The organism is Marivirga tractuosa DSM 4126 (assembly GCF_000183425.1).
GTDB classification, from domain to species: domain Bacteria; phylum Bacteroidota; class Bacteroidia; order Cytophagales; family Cyclobacteriaceae; genus Marivirga; species Marivirga tractuosa.
In genome coordinates this window covers 1847467-1870135 of sequence record NC_014759.1, presented here as the reverse complement: position 1 = coordinate 1870135, position 22669 = coordinate 1847467, and the positions used below count along the sequence as shown (strand labels likewise).

Sequence of the window (22669 nt, the reverse complement as noted above, 5' to 3'; positions counted from 1 at the left end):
ACTATAAAATATGAATCCAATACAAAAATTCTTCGATAAAATTGAACCTCTTTTTGAGAAAGGGGGGAAATACGAGAAGTACTATACATTGTACGAAGGTCACCGAACGATTCTCTTCAGACCTAAGTTAGTAACGGGTAAGAAGGGTGTTCAAATTAGGGACGCCAACGACTTAAAAAGAACAATGATTACGGTTGTAATCGCCATGATACCATGTTTACTGTTTGGGATTTGGAACATAGGTCACCAGCATTTTTTAGCAATTGGTGAAACAGCAACCTTTATCCAGAAAATTGGAATTGGAGCTATTCAGGCTCTTCCAATCATTATTGTTTCTTATGCAGTAGGGCTTGGGACTGAATTTGCTATTTGCGTGATCCGAAACCACCCAGTAAATGAAGGCTATTTGGTAACCGGGATGTTGATAGCTTTAATTATGCCACCAAGTATCCCATTATGGCAAGTGGCCTTGGCAACAATTTTTGCTGTAATTATTGCAAAAGAAGTTTTCGGTGGTACAGGAATGAATGTTCTTAATGTAGCTTTGACTGCTAGGGCATTTTTATATTTTGCTTACCCTACAGATATTTCTGGTGAAGTATGGACTTATTTAGGGGGTGCTACAGCCATAGATGGTTATTCAGGAGCAACGGCCTTGGCGGTTGCTTATGATACGGGCTTAAATGGTACTGGTACAGTGTTGGAATCTTTCTCAAGTTTCTGGGCAGAAGGAATGTATTCATTTAAAAATATGTTCCTTGGCGCAATTCCAGGTTCTATTGGTGAAACCTCTACATTGATGGTATTAATTGGTGCCTTAATTCTTATCGCTACAGGAGTTGGAAGCTGGAAAATTATTTTCAGTGTATTTGCCGGTGCTTGGTTAATGGGCTTAGGATTTAATGCAATTGGAGTCAATGCTTTTATGGATATGCCAGCTCATTATCACTTAGTAATAGGAGGTCTGGCTTTCGGAGCTGTGTTTATGGCTACTGATCCTGTATCAGCTGCTCATACAGAAACTGGTAAATGGATTTACGGATTATTGATAGGGATACTAACTGTTATTATCAGAGTTGTAAACCCTGCCTATCCGGAAGGAATTATGCTTGCCATTCTTTTAATGAATGTGTTTGCGCCATTAATTGATCATTATGTTGTAGAATCTAATAAAAAGAGGAGGTTAAAACGTGCGACAGTCTAATTATTATGTAATATTATTTTCCGTAATACTAACAGTAGTATTAGGCGGATTATTAGCAGCCACATCTGAAGGCTTAGGCCCTATCCAGCAAAAGTCAATCGAGTTGGATACGAAAAAACAAATTTTGGGTGCAGTAATGGAAGTGACATCCGAAATGGATGTGATTGAAACCTACGATAAAGCTATTAAATCTGAAGTTACAGATTACGAGGGTAATATCGTAACCGAAAATGAAGAAGGGGAGCCAATAATTGCTGAGGATGTTAATGTTGCAAAGCAATACAAAATATCTCCAGAAGAAAGACTTTATCCTGTATTCAAATATTATGGTAAAGATGGAGGTGAAGAAATAGAGTCTTATATATTGCCTGTTTATGGCAGTGGTTTATGGGATAATATTTGGGGTTATGTTGCCTTAGATACTGAAGGGAAGACAATCAAAGGTGCTGTGTTTGCTCACGCAGGTGAAACACCTGGTTTAGGTGCAAGAATTACTGAGGATCAAGTACAAGCTAGATTTGAAGGTAAAAAATTATACAATGATCAAGGTGAATTAGTATCTGTTAAGATGCTTAAGGGCGAAAATAATCCTGAAAGTAAGTTGGATGAACACCACGTTGATGGAATGTCTGGAGCCACAATTACGGGTAATGGTTTAAATGATATGTTGAAAAATTACTTCAAGCATTACCAATCATATTTTAACAAAAAAGGTGCTACTGCCACTTTATAATTTAAAGAAATTAAAGATATGAGTACAGAAACTGTAGATAAGCCGGTTAAAAAAGAGTCAGAATCTTTTCTTTCCAAGAGAAGGAAGAAGATTGTAACCGATCCTTTAAATGACGATAACCCAATTACCATTCAGGTTTTAGGTATTTGTTCTGCACTTGCAGTAACTACGCAAATGAAGCCTACGATGGTAATGTCAATTGCGGTTATATTTGTAATAGTTTTCTCAAACTTAACTATTTCATTAATAAGAAAGTTAATTCCTAACCGTGTTAGGATTATTGTGCAATTGGCAGTTATTGCAACATTGGTAACATTGGTAAATGAAGTGTTGCAGGCATTTGCTTATGACATGTACAAAGAATTAAGTGTATTCGTAGGTCTGATCATTACGAACTGTATCATCATGGGACGTTTGGAAGCCTTTGCTTTAGCAAATAAACCTTATGATTCAATTCTTGATGGTTTAGGTAGTGGACTAGGCTATGCTTGGATTATCTTGGCTGTTGCTTTCTTTAGAGAACTTTTTGGTTCGGGAGCAATTTTTGGCTTCGAGGTATTTAAAGCAATTGGCTTCTCAGCAGATGGTTGGGTTGGAATGGATTACCAAGCTAATGGTATTATGGTAACCCCAGTAGGAGCCTTCTTTATATTAGGGCTGATTATCTGGGTGCAGAGAAATAAAACAGGATACGTAGAAAATTAATCGCTAAAATTTTTAACAATGGATTTAATTAACTTAGGAATAAAATCAATTTTTATAGAGAACATGGTTTTTGCCTATTTCTTAGGTATGTGTTCTTTTTTGGCGGTTTCTAAAAAGGTAAGCACTGCTTTCGGTTTAGGATTAGCTGTTGTATTCGTTTTAACAATTACAGTCCCAACAAACTGGTTATTAAGCGAATTCGTATTAAATGAGGGAGCATTATCTTGGATTAGTAAAGACTTTGCTAGTATCGATTTAAGCTTCTTAAGCTTTATCATGTATATTGCTGTAATTGCATCTATGGTGCAATTAGTAGAAATGGTGATTGAAAAAACATCTCCTGCCTTATATGGCTCTTTAGGTATCTTCCTTCCATTAATTGCTGTGAACTGTGCTATCTTAGGTTCTTCTTTGTTTATGGATCAAAGAGAATATGGATTAGCAGAATCTGCCGTTTATGGTTTTTCGTCAGGAATAGGTTGGTTCTTAGCAATTATAGCTTTGGCAGCAATTCGTGAAAGATTGAAATATTCAAATGTACCAGATGGCCTAAAAGGTTTAGGAATCACAATGTTGATAACAGGATTGATGGGTATTGCATTTATGTCATTTATGGGTATTTCTATTTAATATTTATACATAAAAGATATTTTCAAAGCCTTGATGGACTACATCAGGGCTTTTTTCGTTAGTACAGACATACATTTTTATTTATGAGACAAAGAATTCTTACCAAAATAGCAGGTTATTTTTTCAGGGGGTTACTATTTGTAGCACCTATTGCATTTACACTTTTAGTGATTCAGGCAGTTTTTAATTGGCTGGACGGCTTATTGCCAGTTAATATTCCTGGCCTTGGGATTGTAATTCTTGTATCTGCTATCATAGGGATAGGTTATTTAGGGAGCACCTATTTTATGAAGCCATTTTTTGAGATGTTTGAGCAAATTATCACAAAAATCCCCTTATTAAGTCTAATATATAATTCAATTAAAGATTTGGTTGGTGCTTTTGTGGGTGATAAGAAGAAATTTAATGAACCAGTAATGGTGCAGTTTGACGAATCTGGTAAAATATTTAAACCTGGATTCATCACTCAAAGTGATTTGAGTAAAGTTGAACTAGATGGATACTGTTCAGTATACATGCCCCATTCTTATAATTTCTCTGGGAATATAATTGTCGTTAAAAATGATTTGGTTCGTCCTTGGGATGTGAATAGTACTAATGCTATGAAGTTTATTGTCTCAGGAGGTGTTAGTGGTTTTGAGGATATGTAATAAATAGTATAGAAAAAATGCAAAAATATTTGAATTTAGGTGTTAAATATAAATAAAAAAATAATAAATAATAATAAAGCAATAAAAATAAATTAAATTCTCTTTCTTGTTTTTTAAGAGCAATGTATGTTATTATATTTGTTTATAGTAAAAAATTTTATGGCGAGGGGAGAAGTTTTGAACGTAAAAGCGAAATATAGGGCAATTATTGATAGCGGTTCTACAGGTGATGTAATTTCTGCTGTGGTTATTTGCATTGAATGTATTATAGCTTCTTCTGTGATTTTAGGTAATATATTGAACTAAGCCCTTTTAATTTACTGTAACTTCCCTTAATTTTCCTTTATGCATAAGGAAAATCTTTTCACAATTTATAAATCATCTGCTGGTAGTGGCAAAACCTTCACTCTAACTAGGGAATATCTTAAATTAGCATTTCAAAATCCTGATCATTTTAAAAAAATCTTAGCGGTTACTTTTACTAATAAAGCTACGCAGGAAATGAAGGAGCGGATTATTCAGAACCTGTTTGACTTTTCTCGTAAGACTCCTTCAGATATGGGAGAGCAGTTAAAAAGTATTTTAGATTTAACAGATACTGAATTGAAAGAAAAGTCTCAGAAGCTGCTAGTTTCAATACTTCATAATTACAGCCGATTTTCTGTTCAAACAATAGACAGGTTCTTCCAAAATGTAATGCGCTCCTTTGCAAGGGAATTAAGTCTTCAAGGTGATGGAGAGCTGCTTTTAAATACTGATGAAGTAAGGCAAGCAGTGCTTGATTTGATGATGGAAGACATAAGTGATCCAAAACATGTTGCATTAAAAAATTGGATAATAGATTTCTCAGTTAATAAGTTGGAAGATAAAGGCAAATGGGATGTCAGAAAGGATATTCTTTCTTTTACTGAGGAATTAATGAAAGATGATTTTAAGGTCATTGAAGATGCTTTAGATAAGGAGATAAGTGATTATGAGAAGCTGAAAATATTTAAAAACAAGCTCAATAAAATTATTGTTCAGTTTGAAAATGTATTGGATAGGATTAGCAAAAGTGCTTTTAAAGTTATTGAAAACAGGGGTTTAACTCTTGATGATTTTAGCGGGAAAGGTAGATCTGCACCGAATTTTTTCAATAAAATCAGTAAGGAAAGTAAAACAAAGAATAAATACGAATTAAGTGATTTATTAAATGCTACAGTTCAAAAGGCCTTAGAATCAAATGGCGAAACTTTAGCAGCCAAGTCTTCCAAGAAAAAAGAACTTATTCTTCAAACGGCATCAGAAGGCTTAATTGATTTTTTCCATGAAGCCATTCACTTCATTCAAAAAAATATTGGAGAGTATCGCTCAGCTGAAAATATCCTTAAGAATATTTATTTGATTGGGATTACCCAACATTTCAATCGAAAAATGCAGGATTATAAAAAGGAAGAGGGTATTCAGTTTCTTTCTGATACCACTCAATTTTTGAATCAAATAATCGGCACAGACCCAGCTGAAAGTCCATTTGTATATGAGAAAATGGGTAGTTTTTATGATCATTTTCTGATAGATGAGTTTCAGGATACTTCCACTCTTCAATGGCAAAATTTCAAACCGCTAGTAGAAAACTCCCTGTCGGAGGGAAACGAGAATTTAGTGGTAGGAGATGTAAAGCAATCTATTTACCGTTGGCGAGGCGGTGATTGGAGATTATTATTGAAAGGTTTGAAAGAAGATATTTCTCCAGCTTTTTATCATGAAGATGCTTTAAGTCATAATTTCCGAAGTAAGCCTAATGTTATAGATTTTAACAACGATTTATTTTCTGCCTTACCTTCTATTATCAAATCAAATGCAGTTAACAAGGAAAAAAATAATTTCACCGAGGAAGTTGAGTATTTGTTGCAAGATCTGCCAGATGCCTATAATGAAGTAGTGCAGCAAAAGAAAAACGATTATCCTTATAAGGGATTTGTAGAACTACAGTTTTTTGAGGAAGAGGATACAGAAGAAGGAGAAAAAACTAGCTGGAAGGAAAATGCTTTAGAAAAGTTTGTTGAGGATTTAGAACGTTTACAGAAATCAGGTCTCAAACTCAAGGATGTTGGAATTCTAGTAAGAAAAAAAGCAGAAGGAATAGAAATTCAGGATTTTATAGAGCAATACAAAAATGATAATCCACAGAAAGCAAAGGAGTACCAGTACAACATAATATCTGATGAAACCTTGTTGTTGTCCAGTGCCCACATTGTAAATTTTTTATTGAACTGTTTCCAGTACTTATATACGGGAGATATAATAGCGCTTTCCCAAATTAAATTCTTTTATCAGAAAATCATCAATCAGGACAATTCGCTAATACACGAGATTGTGAAGGTGGATGGTAAAGAAGATTTCCTGCCTAATAAATTTTTATCTGTCCAGAAAGAAATGATGAGTTTGAGTTTACTAGAGATGAGTGAAAAACTGATACAAATTTTTAAACTCAAAGAAATTAAAAAGGAAAAAGCGTATCTATCGGCTTTTCAAGATGTATTATTAGATTTTGGTAATAAAGGAGGGGTTCCTGATTTTCTGGAATGGTGGGAACAAAATAATCAATCCTACGCCATTAAATTGCAATCAGATGAGCATTCTGCAAGATTGATGACCATCCATAAAGCTAAAGGATTGGAATTTAAGGTATGCATGATTCCACTTCTGGAATGGACATTAAGCCCTAATGCTTTAATGGCACCTACACTTTGGGTAAATACAGAAGGTACTCAATTTTCAGAAATCCCCTATTTGCCTGTAAAGCAAACTTCTTCATTGAAGGATTCTGTATTTGCTCATGCCTATTGGGAAGAAGAAGTAAAAAGTTATCTGGACAATCTCAATCTCTTGTATGTTGCCATGACGCGTGCAGGGGATGCACTCTTAGTCAATACCCATGCAAAAGGAAAAACAGGCTACGTTTCTAAATTATTATTGGAATTTGCAGAGCAACAAGAAAGTTGGCAAGAGGCGGATAGAAAATTAGCGATTGGATTTGAATCAGATTTTACTTTAATGGCTGCTCAGAAGGATAAAGAAGAAGAGGTGTTTTCAAAGGAATCAGTGAATCTGACTTATTATGAAAGCCATAATTGGCAAGAGAAATTACAAATAAAACATTCTCGAAATTTGATATTGGATGATTCAGGTTTATCAAAAACGGATTTGGGAATTTACGTACACGACATTTTTTCTCAATTAAATGATATATCCGAAATTCCTGTTCTACTTGAAAAAGTAAAAGCCGAGAGAATGCTCAATAGCGAGGATTATGAATCTATTCAGAAACTTGTGAAAGATAATCTTCAAAAAGGAAGTGACTTATTGCCTTGGTTTGAAACGGATTGGGACGTGAAAACAGAAGTGCCTGTTCTACTAACTGATGGTTCCTTAATCCGACTGGATAGGGTTTTGCTGAAAAATTATGAGGCGAGAATATTAGATTTTAAAACAGGTAAAAAATCAGATCACGATAAAAAGCAGCTTAATTTTTATAGAAATACATTGAAGAAAATGGGCTATGAAAAAGTCACAGCCTACATCGCTTATCTAAATCCTTTGGAGATTGTTGAGGTTTAAGGTTTTGGATTGAGAATTGATTATTTAAGGGTTTTCTGTCTATTGCTAATTTAAATCTTTGAGATTAGTATCTGCTAATTTTATACGGGAAATGGTAAGGTCGTTCCTACGGAACTTGTGAGCGAGCTAAGATTTGAGTTACCATAAGCTCGTCCCGATGGGACTTAAAATATGTAGTAATTTTTTGATTCTGAATGAATTTGAAAAGTAGAAATAACAATTATTAGTATGGAAAGAAGAATATCAATCTAAGGCTCCAGAGGGGTCTAATTATGGTAATGAGTATAAAAACCTGAATGCTAAGCTCCGTAGGAGTGACCTTATCGCTTGAAAGCTGAGGTGTAATTTTACTCTAGAAAAAATATTGCCGGTACATAATCATATAATTGATAAACAGCTTACATTAAAACATACAATGCAAAACACATTTTTAGAAGAACTAGCCCATACATTATACACTCAGTTAGGAAAAGACATTTCCAACTATACCGTCATTTTCCCTAATAGAAGGGCAGGCTTATTTTTCAATCGAGCACTTCGAAAGCTAATTAATGAACCCATTTGGGCACCAGAAGCCATGGCAATTGAAGATTTCGTTCGACAAAAAAGTAATTATGCAGTTCCTGATCAATTAAGTTTAGTTTTCTCTCTTCATGAGGTTTTTCAAAAGCATGCACCATTCAAAGAAGACTTTGAACAGTTCTATTTTTGGGGAGATATGTTGGTGAAAGATTTTAACGATGTAGACCATTATATGGCGGATGCTCGACCACTTTTTGCCAATTTATTAGAGTGGAAAAAACTGGCAGATACTGATTTTTTAACGGAAGATCAGGTTCAGTTAATTGAAAAATTCTGGAAGAGTTTTGAAGCTAAACCTAAAGACGCTCAAGAGAAATTTGCCCGAAATTGGAATATACTTTTCCCAGTTTATCAGGATTTTAAGCAGAAATTGAAAGCTGAAAATCAAGCCTATAATGGCATGCTGTATAGAGATTATGCTGAAAAGCTAAAAGCAGGAGAATTACAGATTTCAGTGCATTTGATTTTTGCTGGATTCAATGCATTAACCAAAACAGAAGAAATCATTATTTCAGAAGCCGTTAAGCAAGGCGCACAGATTTATTGGGATATGGATGCTTATTATGCCGCTCCCGAAAACACTATGCAAGAAGCGGGAAATTTTTTTAGGGAATATTCCAAACACCCTATTTTAGGGAAGACTTTTCCAGAAGTGCTGCCTGATAGAATCATTAAGGAAACGCCACAAATTAACATCACGGAAGTTAAAGGTAATATAGCTCAGGCCAAGTTTTTAGGCCAATTACTAAGCGAACAGAAGATTGACCAGCCTGAAAAAACGGCTATCATTTTGGGAGATGAAAGTTTACTATTTCCAGTCTTGTATGCGCTTCCTGAAGCCATCCAAAAGGTAAATGTTACCATGGGGTATCCGCTTCGCTTTGCTTCCATCTATCAGTTAATGAATATTTGTCTGTATCTGCAAAAGAATAAAAGAGAAGAAACTGGTAAAATTACTTTCAATCATAGGGATGTTCTGAAAATCTTAAAGCATCCTTTTGTAGGAAATTTATTGGGTGATGTTGCTAAAACAAAAATCCATCATATAGAATCCAACAATATTATCCGCTTGGAATTAAGAGATCTGTATTCGGAAAATGAAGAAGAAAATACTCTTTTGGAAATCCTATTTAATGATGGTTCAGATAACTACTTTTTATATTTAAGAACCATATTGCAATATGTCCATCAAGAGCAAATTGAATCCACCGAGCAGGAATTTATATCTGAAATTTATAAACAGATTAATCAGCTAGAACAAATCATAAGTGAGTTCAAATTGGTTTTGGATATCAATGCTTTTATCCGATTATTCAATCGCATAATTCAATCTATCAGAGTGCCGTTTTCAGGTGAACCATTAGAAGGCATTCAAATCATGGGAGTTTTGGAATCTCGAAATCTGGATTTTGAAAATATTTATTTTCTGAGTATGAGTGAAGATAACTTTCCAGGTGGGGCAAACAATCAATCGTTTATTCCCTATAATATCCGGAAAGCTTATGGTTTGCCGACATTAGAGCAAAGAGATGCAATTTACGCCTATTTGTTTAATCGTCTTTTGCAGCGATCCAATCAGTTACATTTAATGTACAATAGCGATAACAGTGGTGGAAAAGGTGGTGAGCCCAGTCGTTATCTTTTACAATTGCAGTATGAATTGGGTATTCAGACTCAAAAAGTAAAATTACAAAGCCTCAATCAAGACCCACAAGCGGCATCTCCTGTATCTATTACTGTCGAGAAAAATGAGGCGATTTGGCAGATTCTAAAATCATATAATGAGAAAAGATTCCTGTCCGCTTCAGCTTTGAAGACTTATTTGAATTGCAGGTTGCAATTTTATTTCCGTTACATTGCTGGTTTGAAAGAAAGGGATGAAGTCAGTGAAGATTTAGATGCAGCGGATTTTGGAAACATCCTTCATCATGTAATGGAAAAATTATATGGTTCGGTTTTAAATCAACTGCTAGATGCTAATAAAATCATCCTTTTAAAGAAAGATATTGATAAATTCATAAAAGAGGAGTTTGCAGAGCTTTATGGGAAAAAAGAAAAAGTTTCTGAGTTCGAATTTGAAGGCAGGAATATAATTATCAGAGATGTAGTAAAAAGAATGGTGGTTCAGATCTTGAATTATGATGCTCAAATTGCTCCATTTACTGTTAAAAAGGTTGAGGGTGAATATGAGTTCGCAATAGCACTTGAAGATGGTCAAAAAATTAGACTGCAAGGTTCAATTGATAGGCTAGATGAACAGGGTACTAGCATTAGAGTAATTGATTATAAATCTGGGGGAGATGAGGTCAAATTCCCTGATATAGAAAGTTTATTTGATCGAAACCATAAAGATAGAAATGGTGCGGCAATGCAGACATTAATATACTCCTATCTTTTTATCAAAAGTGATGAATTTGAGGAAGGAAAAAATGTGGTGCCAGGACTCTATAATGGAAAGGGAATATTTAATTCTGATTTTTCCGAAAAATTGAAACTGAACAAAAAGGAGCTGAATAATGCAGAAGTTCTAATGGAGGAATTTGAGAAAGGGTTGAAAAATCTTTTAACTGAAATCTTCATAAGTGAACAAGCATTTGAGCAAACCGAAAAGCTTGAAAATTGTACTTATTGTGCCTACAAGACTATTTGTAATCGATAAAAATAGAAAAGCAACACGCTTTTAAACGTGTTGCCAAACCTAATTGAACATGAAAACTAAATTGTTATCTGAAATAACATTTAGTAAACCATTTGAATAGAAAATAGTTTTAAATCTATACTTCAAAATATTTTTATGGCATTAAAAGAACAGCAAAAAGCACCAGACTTTGAACTTGAATCAACTTCAGGAAAAAACTTCAAACTGTCGGAAAAAGCAGGTGAACCGATAATATTATTCTTTTATCCTAAAAATTTCACAAAGGTTTGTACAGCCGAAGTGTGTGAATTCCGTGATGCTTTTTCTGAATTTAGAGATTTGAATGTCAAAGTTGTTGGGGTAAGTCAGGATACTATTTCCTCTCATCAGAAATTTAAGAAAGAAAATAAATTACCATTTGAATTGCTAAGTGATCCAAAAGGAAAAGTAGCTAAACTTTATAAAGCTACGATACCGGTTATAGGAATGAACAGGAGGATTACCTATTTATTGGACAAAGATTTAAGGATTAAAGCTGTTTATGAAAATATGTTTACGGCAGATCAGCATGTGAAGCAAATGATAGAGAAATTGTAGATTATTGTTTTTCAGTAGGTTATAATTTTTTAATTCAAATAAAACCTTTTAAATTTACAATCGTAATTGAAGATTGTGTTTAAGCAAAAATCCATACTAGCCATATTACTATCAGTGTTGATTCTAAGCACTAGTTTAGGAGCAGTAATGTATAAGCATTATTGTGGTGATGCCTTGCAGGAAGTGGCATTTGCTGAGCAAGATAAACATTGCACACATCATGCAGAGGGTAAAGAAGTGCCGCCTTGCCATAAGCACGAAGCTGAAAAAGAAGATTGCTGTAAAACAGAAACTCAAAAAATAGCAGTAGATGATGTTCAGCAACAAAAAGAAAACAACTCTATTTTAAAATCAGGGGCTTCATTTGTTTCTGTAATCTACGTATTAGTGAATTACTTATTCTCTAATCCTTTAGATTCACAAGCACAATCATCTATCCTCATTTTTGATAGTCCACCGCTCTACAAAGCGCCATTACAAGTACTATACCAAAGCTTTTTGATTTAATACTACCATTGTTTTAAACGAATAATCGAAGGGTATTTTCCCTCGATTCAACTTTCTATGTTTAAATCAATGGTTTTTTTATGTTAAATCGAATCCTCAAATATTTCTTATATAATAAGTTAGTCACCTTTTTACTTTTAATCGGATTAGTAGCCTGGGGTATAGCTGTGGCACCTTTTGGATGGAATGTTAATATTTTACCCTCTGATCCGGTTCCAGTAGATGCAATTCCCAATTATGGTGAAAACCAGCAGATTGTGTTTACGCAATGGTCTGGTCGTTCACCACAGGATATTGAAGATCAAATCTCTTATCCTTTAACTACTTATTTATTGGGGATTCCCGGTGTGAAAACCATCCGGAGCTCATCTATTTTCGGCTTTTCTAGTATCTACATCATTTTTGATGAAGAAAAGGAATTTTACTGGACGCGATCTCGTATTCTTGAAAAGCTCAATTCAATTCCTGATGGACTATTGCCTGAATCTGTACAGCCAACTTTAGGTCCTGATGCTACTGCTCTAGGACAAGTCTATTGGTACACAATTGAAGGAAGGGATGCAGAAGGCAACCCGACAGGTGGCTGGGATTTACATGAAATTCGCTCAGTGCAGGACTTCTATGTCAAATATGGACTAAATGCCGCTGAGAATGTTTCGGAAGTAGCTTCCATAGGAGGATTCGTAAAAGAATATCAAATAGATGTAGACCCAGATGCACTAAAAGTTTATAATATTTCCCTTACCAAGGTAATGAGTGCAGTAAAGAATTCTAACCGAGATGTGGGAGCTAAAACGATTGAAATTAATCAGGCGGAGTATTTGGTTAGAGGTTTAGGCTATATTGAAAACATTGAAGATATTGAATCGGCTGTGGTAGCTGTAGTAGATAATACTCCAGTTCAGATTAAAGATATTGCCAAAGTTTCCTTAGGTCCAGCAACTAGAAGAGGGATTTTGGATAAGGATGGTGCTGAAGTTGTAGGTGGAGTAGTAGTAGCACGGTATGGTGCCAATCCTTTGCAGGTTATTAATAATGTCAAAGATAAAATTGAAGAGATAGCTCCCGGAATGCCAAGTAAAACATTGGCGGATGGTACCAAAAGCACTTTGACTATCGTCCCTTTTTATGATAGGTCTGAACTGATATATGAGACTTTAGGAACGCTTGAAGATGCGCTGACTTTACAGATTCTGATTTCCATTTTGGTCATTACCATTATGGTTTATCGATTGCGTGCCTCTATTTTAATTTCTTCATTATTACCCATAGCCGTTTTAATGGTTTTCATTGCCATGCGCTATTTCGGAGTGGATGCCAATATAGTAGCACTCTCAGGTATTGCCATTGCCATTGGAACCATGGTCGATTTGGGGATTATTCTAACTGAAAATGTTATCAAGCATTTGGATGATGCTCCCAAAGAGCAAAAACTAATTGAGACCATTTATAATGGTGCATCGGAAGTTTCAGGAGCAATTTTGACTGCAGTTTCTACCACTATAGTCAGTTTTATTCCGGTATTTACTTTGCAAGCAGCCGAAGGTAAACTATTTAGCCCATTGGCTTTCACAAAAACTTTTGCTTTAGTAGCTGCTTTGGTGGTGAGTTTATTAATCCTGCCTGCTTTAGCTCATCTCTTTTTTGGCTTTAAAATTAAAAATAAGAGATTCAATAAATTGGCAAATCCAGGGCTAATTTTGTTGGGTTTAATAGGTTTAATTTTCGGATATATCTGGGCAGGAGTAGTTGTTTTGCTTTTTGGTTTATTTGGAATTGTAAATCAGATAATTGTAAAAAAAGAAGTTAAATTACCTAATGTCTTTGCTTGGATTCTGAAACGCTCAGATTTGATTATTGCTGTTTTTGCAGTCTTGTGGCTGTTGGCTGAGTATTGGCTTCCACTGGGTCCGGCTAAATCCCTCATCAGCAATTTTATTTTTGTGGCCGTAATTGTAGGTGTGATTTTAGCCTTATTTATACTAATTGAAACTTATTACAAAAATATTCTGAGTCTATGTTTAGAACATAAAAAGACTTTTCTATCCATTCCCACCTTTTTTATCCTATTAGGAATTGTAATCTGGTTAGGATTTAATACTGTTTTTGGCTTTGTATCTAAGGGCTTTGAAAAAGTCGGTTGGAATGTACAAGAAACTAAGGTTTGGTCAGCAATTGCCGAAACTTTTCCTGGAATAGGAGAGGAGTTTATGCCTACCTTGGATGAAGGTAGTTTCTTATTAATGCCGACTTCCATGCCACATTCGGGTGTGGAATACAACAGAAAGGTCTTAGGTCAACTGGATATGATGTTGACTAATATTCCTGAAGTGGAACTCACTGTGGGAAAACTTGGAAGAGTAGAATCTGCCCTAGATCCTGCACCGGTTTCGATGTTTGAGAATGTCATTAATTATAAGCCGGAATATATTCTGAATGGAAAGGGAAAGAGGCAAAGGTTTAAGGTTAATGAAATAGGCGATTTTCAAATCAGCACCGATAATAAATTATCTGATTTGAATTATGATTCAAATGGAAATTCCAAAGAAATCTTCTTTAATACTAAAGCCAGAAAATTCACAGATGAAGAAGGCAAGGCCTTAGGTGATGAACTGCAAAATGAAATTTCAACTCAAGTTGGAGGTGATTTTAAAGCATATTTGGTAAAAGATTCAGATGGACAGTACTTCCGAAATTGGCGAGAGGAAATCAAAAGTCCCGATGACATTTGGAAAGAAATTGCTAAGGTGACTAAAATTCCTGGGGTGACTTCTGCGCCTAAACTTCAGCCTATTGAAACCAGATTGGTAATGCTTCAAACTGGCATGAGAGCACCTATGGGGATTAAAGTTTTTGGTCCGGATTTAAGAACCATAGAATCCTTTTCATTGCAACTAGAAAATATTCTGCAAGAAGTTCCTTCTGTTAAATCAGAGGCAGTATTTGCCGATAGAATTGTAGGGAAACCTTATATGCTTTTGGATATCAACCGAGAAGAAATTGCTCGCTATGGCTTAAGCATAGAGGATGTTCAGCAATTTATTGAAACCGCAATTGGTGGCATGACGGTCACTAACACAGTAGAAGGCAGAGAGCGTTTTCCAGTGAGGGTGAGGTATCCTAGAGAGTTGAGAGAAAATCCAGAGGAGCTTTCACGCATGTTGATTTCTACTCCAACTGGCGCTCAAATTCCATTAGGGCAAATTCTGGATATCGAATATGAACGAGGTCCACAAGCAATAAAAAGTGAAAATACCTTTTTAGTAGGCTATGTCTTATTTGATAAGAAAGATGGTTTTGCCGAAGTTACCGCAGTAGAAGATTCCCGAAATCTGATTCAAGAGAAAATTGATAATGGTGAATTGGAAGTGCCAAAAGGCGTGAATTATAAATTCTCTGGTAGCTATGAAAATCAGGTTCGTGCGGAGAAAAGACTGAGTATCATTGTTCCGATTGTCCTATTGGTCATTTTCTTGATTCTATATTTCCAGTTTAAGTCTGTACTGACCAGTTTTATGGTCTTCTCCGGAATTGCCCTGGCATTTAGCGGTGGCTTTATAATGCTCTGGTTTTACGGACAAGATTGGTTTTTCAATTTTGAATGGTTTGATATCAATTTCAGGTCCTTATTCCAAATCAGTACGATCAATTTGAGTGTAGCGGTTTGGGTGGGCTTTATTGCACTCTTTGGAATAGCCACCGATGATGGAGTGGTAATGGCGACTTACCTCGATCAAAGTTTCGATAAAAATAAGACCGACAATATCAAAGGAATTAGGAGTGCAGTAATTGAAGCAGGACAAAAAAGAATTAAGCCTGCAGTGATGACTTCCACCACAACCATTATTGCATTGTTTCCAATTCTGACTTCAACAGGCAAAGGTTCTGATATTATGGTACCTATGGCAATTCCTGCATTTGGAGGAATGTTGATGGCGGCACTTACATACTTTTTGATTCCGGTGCTTTATGCTATGAAGGAGGAACATAAATTAAAGAATACCCAAAAGTAAGAACTTTAAATTAGGTTAAAATGAGACATCGATATATATATATTACTATAGTAACCAACTTGGTACTGTTACTTTCTTTTTCTGCCAAAGGACAAGACCATGCTAATCATCTGGATAAATATTTCAAAATTGCTGTAGAGAATAATCCGAAACTTCAGGCCGAATACAAAGCCTACGAAGCAGTACTGCAGAAATTGCCTCAGGCTTCTTCTTTGGCAGATCCTAATTTGTCCATTGGGTATTTCATTTCTCCAGTTGAAACCCGAGTAGGTCCACAATTGGCTCGATTTAGTTTGACGCAAATATTTCCTTGGTTTGGAACGCTCAAAGCACAGGAAAATGTAGTGGCTTTGGAAGCAGAAGCTAAGTTTCAATCTTTTTTAGATGTACGAAATAAATTGTATTGGGAAGTAGCCTCTCAATATTATCCACTTTATGAGCTAAAAAAATTAGTACAAATAGAACAAGAGAATATTGAAATTCTGAAATCCTATAAATCTTTAGCAGAGCGAAAATTCAGTAGTTCAAGTGGAAGCATGGTGGATGTACTGAGAGTTGATATCATGATAGATGATGCAGAAACCAATCTGGAAATACTCAAGCAAAAAGAGAAGCCTTTGCTATCTGCTTTTCAAAATGTACTCCATGAAGAAGTAGAGCTAGAGATACCAGAAGAATTGACTCCTTTAAATTTCGAACCTTCGCTCGTGAAAGATTCCCTTTTTGATGATCATCCATTAATTCAGTCATTAGAATACAAAATGCAATCCGCAGAGGCGAATGAAAGAGTAGTGCAAAAACAAGGCTTACCTAAAATTGGCTTGGGTCTGGATTATGTAATAGTAGGAGAAAGGCAGGATATGGATTTAGCTGATAATGGTAAAGATGTCTTAATGCCAATGGTGACAGTGAGTTTGCCTATTTTCAGAAAGAAATATAATGCTCAAAAAAAGGAAGCTCAACTCATGCAGGAAAGTTATGAATTGCAAAAGCAAAATGTAAAAAACCAGTTGGACACAGATTATGAATCCACTGTTTTTGAGATTGAGAAGCAACTGGAATTACTGAATTTGTACGAGCGACAAATCAAGAAAACGGAGAATACATTGGAAATTATATGGAAGAGTTATTCCAGTTCAGGAGCTGATTTTGAGGAGGTGCTTCGCATTCAACAGCAATTCTTAAAATACAGGAAGTTAAAAGCTAAGGCGGAAGCTGAATTCAGCATATCAATTCAGAAGTATAACTATCTAATTAGCAGATGAGATGATGCTTTGATGTGCTGATATGCTGATGGTTGAGGCTAAACCAATTAATGAATGTCATTTAAATTATTGTATGATTTAAAAAGAATTAATTATGAAAAAGAGAAATGAAGTATTAGAACTAAGTTTTGAATTTGCATTACAGATTATAAATTATTCAGAATTACTAGAGGAGAGAAGAAAATATGTTATTGCTAGACAATTATTGAAGGCTGGTACAAGCATAGGTGCAAATATTAGGGAAGCTCAAAGTTGTGAGAGCAAGGCAGACTTTATACATAAATTAAAAATTTCACATAAAGAATCTGAAGAAACGGATTATTGGTTATTGCTATGCGAAAAAGCAGCAAGTTACCCAAATCCGAATGTTGAAATGAAAGCAATGCTACTTTCTATTCAAAAGTTACTGACAAAGATTATTTCCACTAGCAGAAAATAGAAATCATGAAAATCAATAAATCAATTATATTAATTATCATAATCAGTGTTATTACTGGAGGTATAGTTGGCTATTTCATCAGCACATCAGCAAATCAAGAAATCAGCACATCGCCCCATCAACACACTGAGGAGGAATCGAAAGACCAAATCTGGACCTGCTCCATGCATCCATCGGTGAGACAAAATGAACCAGGCGATTGCCCAATCTGCGGAATGGATTTAATCCCATTGGATGAAGCAGACGGAGATGATGTGCTAAGTGAAGATGCCATAAGTATGTCGGCTACGGCTATGAAATTAGCACAAGTAAGCACAACAAAAGTGGAGCGAAAAGCAGTCGAAAAGGATATCCGATTGACTGCTAAAGTTCAGGAAGATGAGCGATTGAACTATGCACAAACAGCACATTTCCCCGGAAGAGTTGAAGACTTGAGGGTGAATTACGTTGGCGAATATGTTCAAAAAGGTCAGGTAGTGGCAGTTCTTTATTCTCCTGAATTATTAACGGCTCAAGAGGAATTACTTCAGGCTTATCAAGATAAAGAAAATCAGCCTCAGCTTTTTGAAGCTTCTATAGAGAAATTGAAAAACTGGAAACTGACAGATGCTCAAATTGAAAGTATTATTGCTTCAGGCAAACCTAAAGAGCAATTTAAATTGAGGGCGGATTATTCTGGCTATGTAACTGAAAAGAAAGTTAAAGAGGGAGACTATGTGAAGCTAGGACAATCTTTATTTGAGGTCAATAATCTTTCTAGAGTATGGGTACTATTTGATGTTTATGAACAAGATATTCCTTTTGTTAAAGTGGGGAGTGAAGTGAGTTTTACTATTTCATCCTTTCCTAATGAGGAGTTTTCAGGGAAAATTAATTTTATTGATCCAAGCCTTAATCCTCAAAGTAGAGTAGTTAAAGCCCGTGCAGAAATTCAAAATTTAGAGGGCAAATTGAAGCCTGAGATGTTGGCAAAGGGAAATATACAATTCAAAAATACTTCCGATGTAGCAGTTATTGTACCTAAATCAGCTGTAATGTGGACTGGTAAAAAGTCAGTGGTTTATGTGCAGGAAGATACGGAAAAAGGAGTGAGTTTTGTCATGCGAAATGTAGAGCTGGGATTGCCTTTAAATGATGCATTTGTGATTGAAAAAGGATTAGAAGAAGGCGAGGAAATCGCAGTTCAAGGTGTGTTTAGTATAGATGCAGCGACACAGCTTTCTGGCAAAACAAGCATGATGAGTGCGGATAAAGGGGAAGGAGATCAAATTGATATTTCAGATGATGCTAAAGCTGAATTAAACCCGCTTTATACTAAATATTTTGAGTTGAAAGATGCTTTAACGGAGGACGATTTTGAAACTGCAAAAGCCAAAGCAGAGGAGTTAAAAGCTGTTTTTGGTAAAATTGACATGAAAGCATTTAAAGATGATGCCCACGAAAAATGGATGAGTTACCATGGTAAAATGGAGAAAGTATTAGAACATATTCACCATCATGATAATATTGAGGACTTGCGTAAAAATTTCATCGCCCTATCGGATTGGATGATTCAAGTGACAGAAACTTTTAGTCCAATTTCTGAAACACTCTATTTACAGCATTGTCCAATGGCGGATAATGACAAAGGAGCTGATTGGTTGAGCAAAGAGGAGCCAATCGTAAATCCTTATTTTGGCGAAAGCATGTTAAGTTGTGGGGAAGTGAAGAAGAAAATCAATTAATTGGATTGATAGCTTTGAAATCCATACTTTAAAATGATTTTGATATAAGGTAAGAAATTGTAATTATGGAAGAAAATTATAAAAAAGGAAGCCTAAGTTTAACCGGTTCCATAGCTATGGGAACCGGTGTGATGATCGGAGCTGGAATTTTTACACTGTTAGGACAAGTAGCAGAATTATCAGGAACATGGTTTCCATATATATTTTTATTGGGGGCAGTCATTTCAGGCTTTAGTGCCTATTCCTATATCACAGTTTCCAATGCTCATCCCTCGGCCGGTGGTATTGCTATGATTTTAACAAAAGCCTATGGAAAATCTACCATAGCAGCATCTGCATCGCTATTAATGGCTTTATCAATGGTCATAAACGAAAGTCTGGTGGCCAGAACTTTTGGTTCCTATACACTTCAACTGTTCGATGTTGAAAATAAAGAATTTTGGATTCCAATTTTGGGTGTGGCATTATTGGTTTTTGCTTTTATAATCAACATTTCGAATAATAAGATCATAGGGAAAACATCACAATTCATGTCCTTTATCAAAATAGTAGGGATTGTGATTTTTGCTTTAGGCGCATTATGGGCAGCTGAGTTTTCATTGGATGGATTAATTCCAAAACCTCTGGATAATGCGGATTATAAAGCCACTAGTTATATTGGTGCTTTAGCACTTTCAATATTAGCCTACAAAGGATTCACTACAATAACCAATAGTGGTGATGAAATAAAGAAACCAAAGAAGAATGTAGGGAGGTCAATTATATTTTCTTTATTGATTTGCACAGTAGTATATTTTTTGGTGGCATTTGCAGTTAATTCTAGTCTGACAATTTCAGAAATTATTGCTGCAAAAGATTACTCACTTGCCGAAGCTGCTAAACCTATTTTAGGTGATTATGGACTTTATTTCACAGTAGGAATTGCCATTATAGCTACTATTTCAGGTGTAATTGCCAGTATCTTTGCGGTTTCAAGAATGACTGCTATGCTTACAGATATGAAGCTAATTCCGCATAGCCATTTTGGAATGCCAGGAAGAGTTCAAAAGCATATGTTAGTTTACATAGTGGTTATCGCTATAGTATTGACAATTTTCTTTGATCTATCCAGAATTGCCTCTATGGGCGCAATCTTTTATCTTATTATGGACATGATTATTCATTGGGGTGTTTACAAATATTTAATAAAAGAAGTGAAGGCAAATGGAGTAATTGTTTTAACGGCTTTAGTTTTAGATTTTGTAGTTTTGTCAGCTTTTTTATGGATAAAAGCTACTTCTGACCCATTGATTCTAATTGTTTCAATATCTTCAATAATAATTGTTTTTGTTGGAGAGAAGTTGTTTTTGAGAAAGGCAGATTAATCAAACTAGTATGAGAAAAAACAATAAATATTATATTCGAAAAGCACACCGATTTTTAGGTGTCCTGATAGGTATTCAATTTTTATTTTGGACCATCAGCGGGCTTTATTTCACCTGGACAGATTTAGACGAAATTCATGGCGATCATTTTTTAAAAGAGGCATCAGAACAAAACTCTGTTAATTCTCAAAACTTAAATCTGCTTTCTGATACAATGGAAATCCATTCAATGGAGTTGAAATTTCTTAATCAAGAAGCTTATTATTGGGTAAATGACTCTATTTTAATTCATGTAGCAAGTGGGGATCCAAAAACAGAGATATCAGCAGAGGAGGCTAAATCAATAGCTAGAGATAAAATTAAACCTGAATATAAAATCCAAGATGTTAATTTATTGACCGAAACGGATGCTCATCACGAGTACAGAGGAAGAGATCTGCCCGTTTGGCAAATTGAATTTGAGGGTGGGGAATCTCTAAAAGCTTATATTGATGCTCAAAATGGTGATTTTCAAACCGTAAGGCATAGAGATTGGCGCTGGTTCGATTTTTTATGGATGACCCATACCATGGATTATGAAACTAGAGATGATTTCAATAATACTTTAATCCGAGCATTTTCAGTTTTTGGATTACTGACGGTAAGCTCGGGCTTTTTATTATTTTTCGTTACCACCAAGAGGAAGCGAAAGAAAAAGTCTAAAAAATCACAAAAGAAAAATTAAATTTGTAACCAAAGTAAATAATAATAAAATGAAGAGAGTAATCATAAGTTTAGTAACATTAGCTGTTTTAACTTTCGGCTGTAGTCAAGAAAAGAAGTCTGAAAATCAAACTGCTCAAGAAGCGCCCAAAGAGGAACAAGTGATGCAAGCTTCTACTTCAGAAGTGAGTTCAGAGCAATTGAAAAGTATATTGTCATCTTACTTCAACGTAAAAGATGCATTAGTAGATACAGATGCTGCTGAGGCAAAATCTGCCTTAGCTAAGTTATTGGAAAGTATTGGTTCAGAATTTGAACAAATGAAATCTTTAGCAAAGCAGATGCATGATAAAGAAGATGTGGAGGATATTCGTTCTGATTTTGATGATTTAAGTGAGCAGGTTTACGTTTTAGTAAAAGAGAATTCTGAAAGTAAGGATCAAACTGTCTATAAGCAGTATTGCCCTATGGCATTTAATAATGAAGGTGCATTTTGGTTAAGTGATAAAGAAGAAATCCGTAATCCTTATTTCGGAGACAAAATGTTGAAGTGCGGTAAAGTTCAAGAGGAGCTTTAAAAGGATGCTGTGGTGAAAATACCACAATGGAGGTACCTACTTCCTCTTGTAGGTGTTTTCACCTACAAGTTCCTATGAGCCAATATTCGCTGAGGTTTAGGTGAATGCTCCAAAAAAGAAAAGAGGATACCAGTTTTTTAAATAGAATTTTCTGATGAGCGAATCAATTTCATCAATATTATTCATTGATTTTAGCTCAATATGAAGGGTTTTCCTTTTATAAAAATTTAAATACACCTAGCAATAGTCGCGGATGTGACATTTGTTACTGAAATAGAAATGTGTGTAGCAACAATTTTTTCTATCTTTACGTTTTGAAACACACAATAAGAAATTAATTAAATAGAAAATAAGATGGCAAGTACTGTAGAAATAACTGACAGCAATTTTGAAGAAATATTAAAATCAGACCAACCAGTATTGGTTGACTTCTGGGCAGAGTGGTGTGGACCATGTAAAATGATTGGCCCATTAGTAGAGGAATTAGCAGGCGATTACGATGGAAAAGCGGTTATAGGTAAAGTAAATGTTGATGAAAATCCTAATGTATCCGCTAAGTTCGGTATCAGAAGTATCCCTACTTTATTAGTATTTAAAGGAGGAGAAGTAGTAGATAAACAAATTGGCGCTGTGCCAAAACAAGTTTTAGCTGATAAAATTGATGCTCAAATGGCTTAATCTGTTTATTTGAAAAAATTGTAAATAAAGACTGCCTTAATTTTTAGGGCAGTCTTTTTA

Annotated in this window: 17 protein-coding genes; all 17 read left to right on the top strand. The window is 35.1% G+C overall.

The annotated features are described in order from the left end of the window. The first annotated feature begins 10 nt into the window (after positions 1-10). The 17 genes from FTRAC_RS07780 to trxA all read left to right on the top strand — a co-directional run bounded on the left by FTRAC_RS07780 (position 11) and on the right by trxA (position 22609). Complete coding sequence (locus FTRAC_RS07780; RefSeq protein WP_013453690.1) at positions 11-1204, top strand: NADH:ubiquinone reductase (Na(+)-transporting) subunit B; 1194 nt, start codon at positions 11-13, stop codon at positions 1202-1204. Further along, entirely contained in the window at positions 1191-1937 is a 747-nt protein-coding gene (gene nqrC / locus FTRAC_RS07775) for an NADH:ubiquinone reductase (Na(+)-transporting) subunit C (protein ID WP_013453689.1), read from the top strand. Before FTRAC_RS07780 ends, nqrC begins: the two co-directional genes overlap by 14 nt. Positions 1938-1955: 18 nt before the next feature. Beyond that, the gene (locus FTRAC_RS07770) at positions 1956-2642 is read left to right on the top strand and encodes an NADH:ubiquinone reductase (Na(+)-transporting) subunit D (protein WP_013453688.1); all 687 of its coding nucleotides are present in this window, start codon (positions 1956-1958) and stop codon (positions 2640-2642) included. Positions 2643-2660: 18 nt separating this feature from the next. Beyond that, positions 2661-3272: an NADH:ubiquinone reductase (Na(+)-transporting) subunit E gene (nqrE, locus tag FTRAC_RS07765; protein WP_013453687.1), complete on the top strand. Its 612-nt coding sequence runs from the start codon at positions 2661-2663 to the stop codon at positions 3270-3272. Positions 3273-3355: 83 nt separating this feature from the next. Next, positions 3356-3922, top strand: coding sequence for a DUF502 domain-containing protein (locus tag FTRAC_RS07760; protein ID WP_013453686.1), 567 nt, complete (start codon positions 3356-3358; stop codon positions 3920-3922). 345 nt (positions 3923-4267) lie between these two features. After that, positions 4268-7522 carry a UvrD-helicase domain-containing protein gene (locus FTRAC_RS07750; RefSeq protein WP_013453684.1) on the top strand — a complete coding sequence of 1085 codons (3255 nt, stop codon included), beginning with the start codon at positions 4268-4270 and terminating at the stop codon, positions 7520-7522. Between the two features lie 415 nt (positions 7523-7937). Next, a complete protein-coding gene (locus FTRAC_RS07745; protein ID WP_013453683.1) occupies positions 7938-10763 on the top strand; it encodes a PD-(D/E)XK nuclease family protein in 2826 nt (941 codons plus the stop codon). Between the two features lie 135 nt (positions 10764-10898). After that, on the top strand, positions 10899-11339 hold the full coding sequence (locus tag FTRAC_RS07740; protein WP_013453682.1) for a peroxiredoxin: 441 nt from the start codon (positions 10899-10901) through the stop codon (positions 11337-11339). Positions 11340-11414: 75 nt separating this feature from the next. Then, entirely contained in the window at positions 11415-11846 is a 432-nt protein-coding gene (locus tag FTRAC_RS07735) for an HYC_CC_PP family protein (RefSeq protein ID WP_013453681.1), read from the top strand. Positions 11847-11926: 80 nt separating this feature from the next. Beyond that, the gene (locus tag FTRAC_RS07730) at positions 11927-15859 is read left to right on the top strand and encodes an efflux RND transporter permease subunit (protein WP_013453680.1); all 3933 of its coding nucleotides are present in this window, start codon (positions 11927-11929) and stop codon (positions 15857-15859) included. Positions 15860-15879: 20 nt separating this feature from the next. Continuing rightward, positions 15880-17124 carry a TolC family protein gene (locus FTRAC_RS07725; protein WP_013453679.1) on the top strand — a complete coding sequence of 415 codons (1245 nt, stop codon included), beginning with the start codon at positions 15880-15882 and terminating at the stop codon, positions 17122-17124. Positions 17125-17218: 94 nt separating this feature from the next. Continuing rightward, a complete protein-coding gene (locus FTRAC_RS07720; RefSeq protein WP_013453678.1) occupies positions 17219-17563 on the top strand; it encodes a four helix bundle protein in 345 nt (114 codons plus the stop codon). A 5-nt stretch (positions 17564-17568) separates the two neighbouring features. Then, positions 17569-19287 carry an efflux RND transporter periplasmic adaptor subunit gene (locus FTRAC_RS07715; RefSeq protein ID WP_013453677.1) on the top strand — a complete coding sequence of 573 codons (1719 nt, stop codon included), beginning with the start codon at positions 17569-17571 and terminating at the stop codon, positions 19285-19287. A gap of 65 nt (positions 19288-19352) precedes the next feature. Next, complete coding sequence (locus tag FTRAC_RS07710) at positions 19353-20651, top strand: APC family permease (protein ID WP_013453676.1); 1299 nt, start codon at positions 19353-19355, stop codon at positions 20649-20651. Positions 20652-20661: 10 nt separating this feature from the next. Continuing rightward, on the top strand, positions 20662-21375 hold the full coding sequence (locus FTRAC_RS07705) for a PepSY domain-containing protein (RefSeq protein WP_013453675.1): 714 nt from the start codon (positions 20662-20664) through the stop codon (positions 21373-21375). A 28-nt stretch (positions 21376-21403) separates the two neighbouring features. Then, entirely contained in the window at positions 21404-21931 is a 528-nt protein-coding gene (locus FTRAC_RS07700) for a DUF3347 domain-containing protein (RefSeq protein WP_013453674.1), read from the top strand. Positions 21932-22285: 354 nt separating this feature from the next. After that, positions 22286-22609 (top strand): thioredoxin, encoded by a 324-nt coding sequence (gene trxA, locus FTRAC_RS07695; RefSeq protein WP_013453673.1) that lies wholly within the window; start codon positions 22286-22288, stop codon positions 22607-22609. The last annotated feature ends 60 nt before the right edge of the window (positions 22610-22669 follow it).

Bases quoted from the DNA above. Each gene is read 5' to 3' on its own strand.
- FTRAC_RS07700 (WP_013453674.1), top strand. From the start codon at position 21,404: ATGAAGAGAGTAATCATAAGTTTAGTAACATTAGCTGTTTTAACTTTC.
- FTRAC_RS07750 (WP_013453684.1), top strand. From the start codon at position 4,268: ATGCATAAGGAAAATCTTTTCACAATTTATAAATCATCTGCTGGTAGT.
- FTRAC_RS07705 (WP_013453675.1), top strand. From the start codon at position 20,662: ATGAGAAAAAACAATAAATATTATATTCGAAAAGCACACCGATTTTTA.
- FTRAC_RS07780 (WP_013453690.1), top strand. From the start codon at position 11: ATGAATCCAATACAAAAATTCTTCGATAAAATTGAACCTCTTTTTGAG.
- FTRAC_RS07715 (WP_013453677.1), top strand. From the start codon at position 17,569: ATGAAAATCAATAAATCAATTATATTAATTATCATAATCAGTGTTATT.
- trxA (WP_013453673.1), top strand. From the start codon at position 22,286: ATGGCAAGTACTGTAGAAATAACTGACAGCAATTTTGAAGAAATATTA.
- FTRAC_RS07710 (WP_013453676.1), top strand. From the start codon at position 19,353: ATGGAAGAAAATTATAAAAAAGGAAGCCTAAGTTTAACCGGTTCCATA.
- FTRAC_RS07740 (WP_013453682.1), top strand. From the start codon at position 10,899: ATGGCATTAAAAGAACAGCAAAAAGCACCAGACTTTGAACTTGAATCA.
- nqrE (WP_013453687.1), top strand. From the start codon at position 2,661: ATGGATTTAATTAACTTAGGAATAAAATCAATTTTTATAGAGAACATG.
- FTRAC_RS07730 (WP_013453680.1), top strand. From the start codon at position 11,927: ATGTTAAATCGAATCCTCAAATATTTCTTATATAATAAGTTAGTCACC.
- FTRAC_RS07720 (WP_013453678.1), top strand. From the start codon at position 17,219: ATGAAAAAGAGAAATGAAGTATTAGAACTAAGTTTTGAATTTGCATTA.
- FTRAC_RS07770 (WP_013453688.1), top strand. From the start codon at position 1,956: ATGAGTACAGAAACTGTAGATAAGCCGGTTAAAAAAGAGTCAGAATCT.
- FTRAC_RS07745 (WP_013453683.1), top strand. From the start codon at position 7,938: ATGCAAAACACATTTTTAGAAGAACTAGCCCATACATTATACACTCAG.
- FTRAC_RS07725 (WP_013453679.1), top strand. From the start codon at position 15,880: ATGAGACATCGATATATATATATTACTATAGTAACCAACTTGGTACTG.
- FTRAC_RS07760 (WP_013453686.1), top strand. From the start codon at position 3,356: ATGAGACAAAGAATTCTTACCAAAATAGCAGGTTATTTTTTCAGGGGG.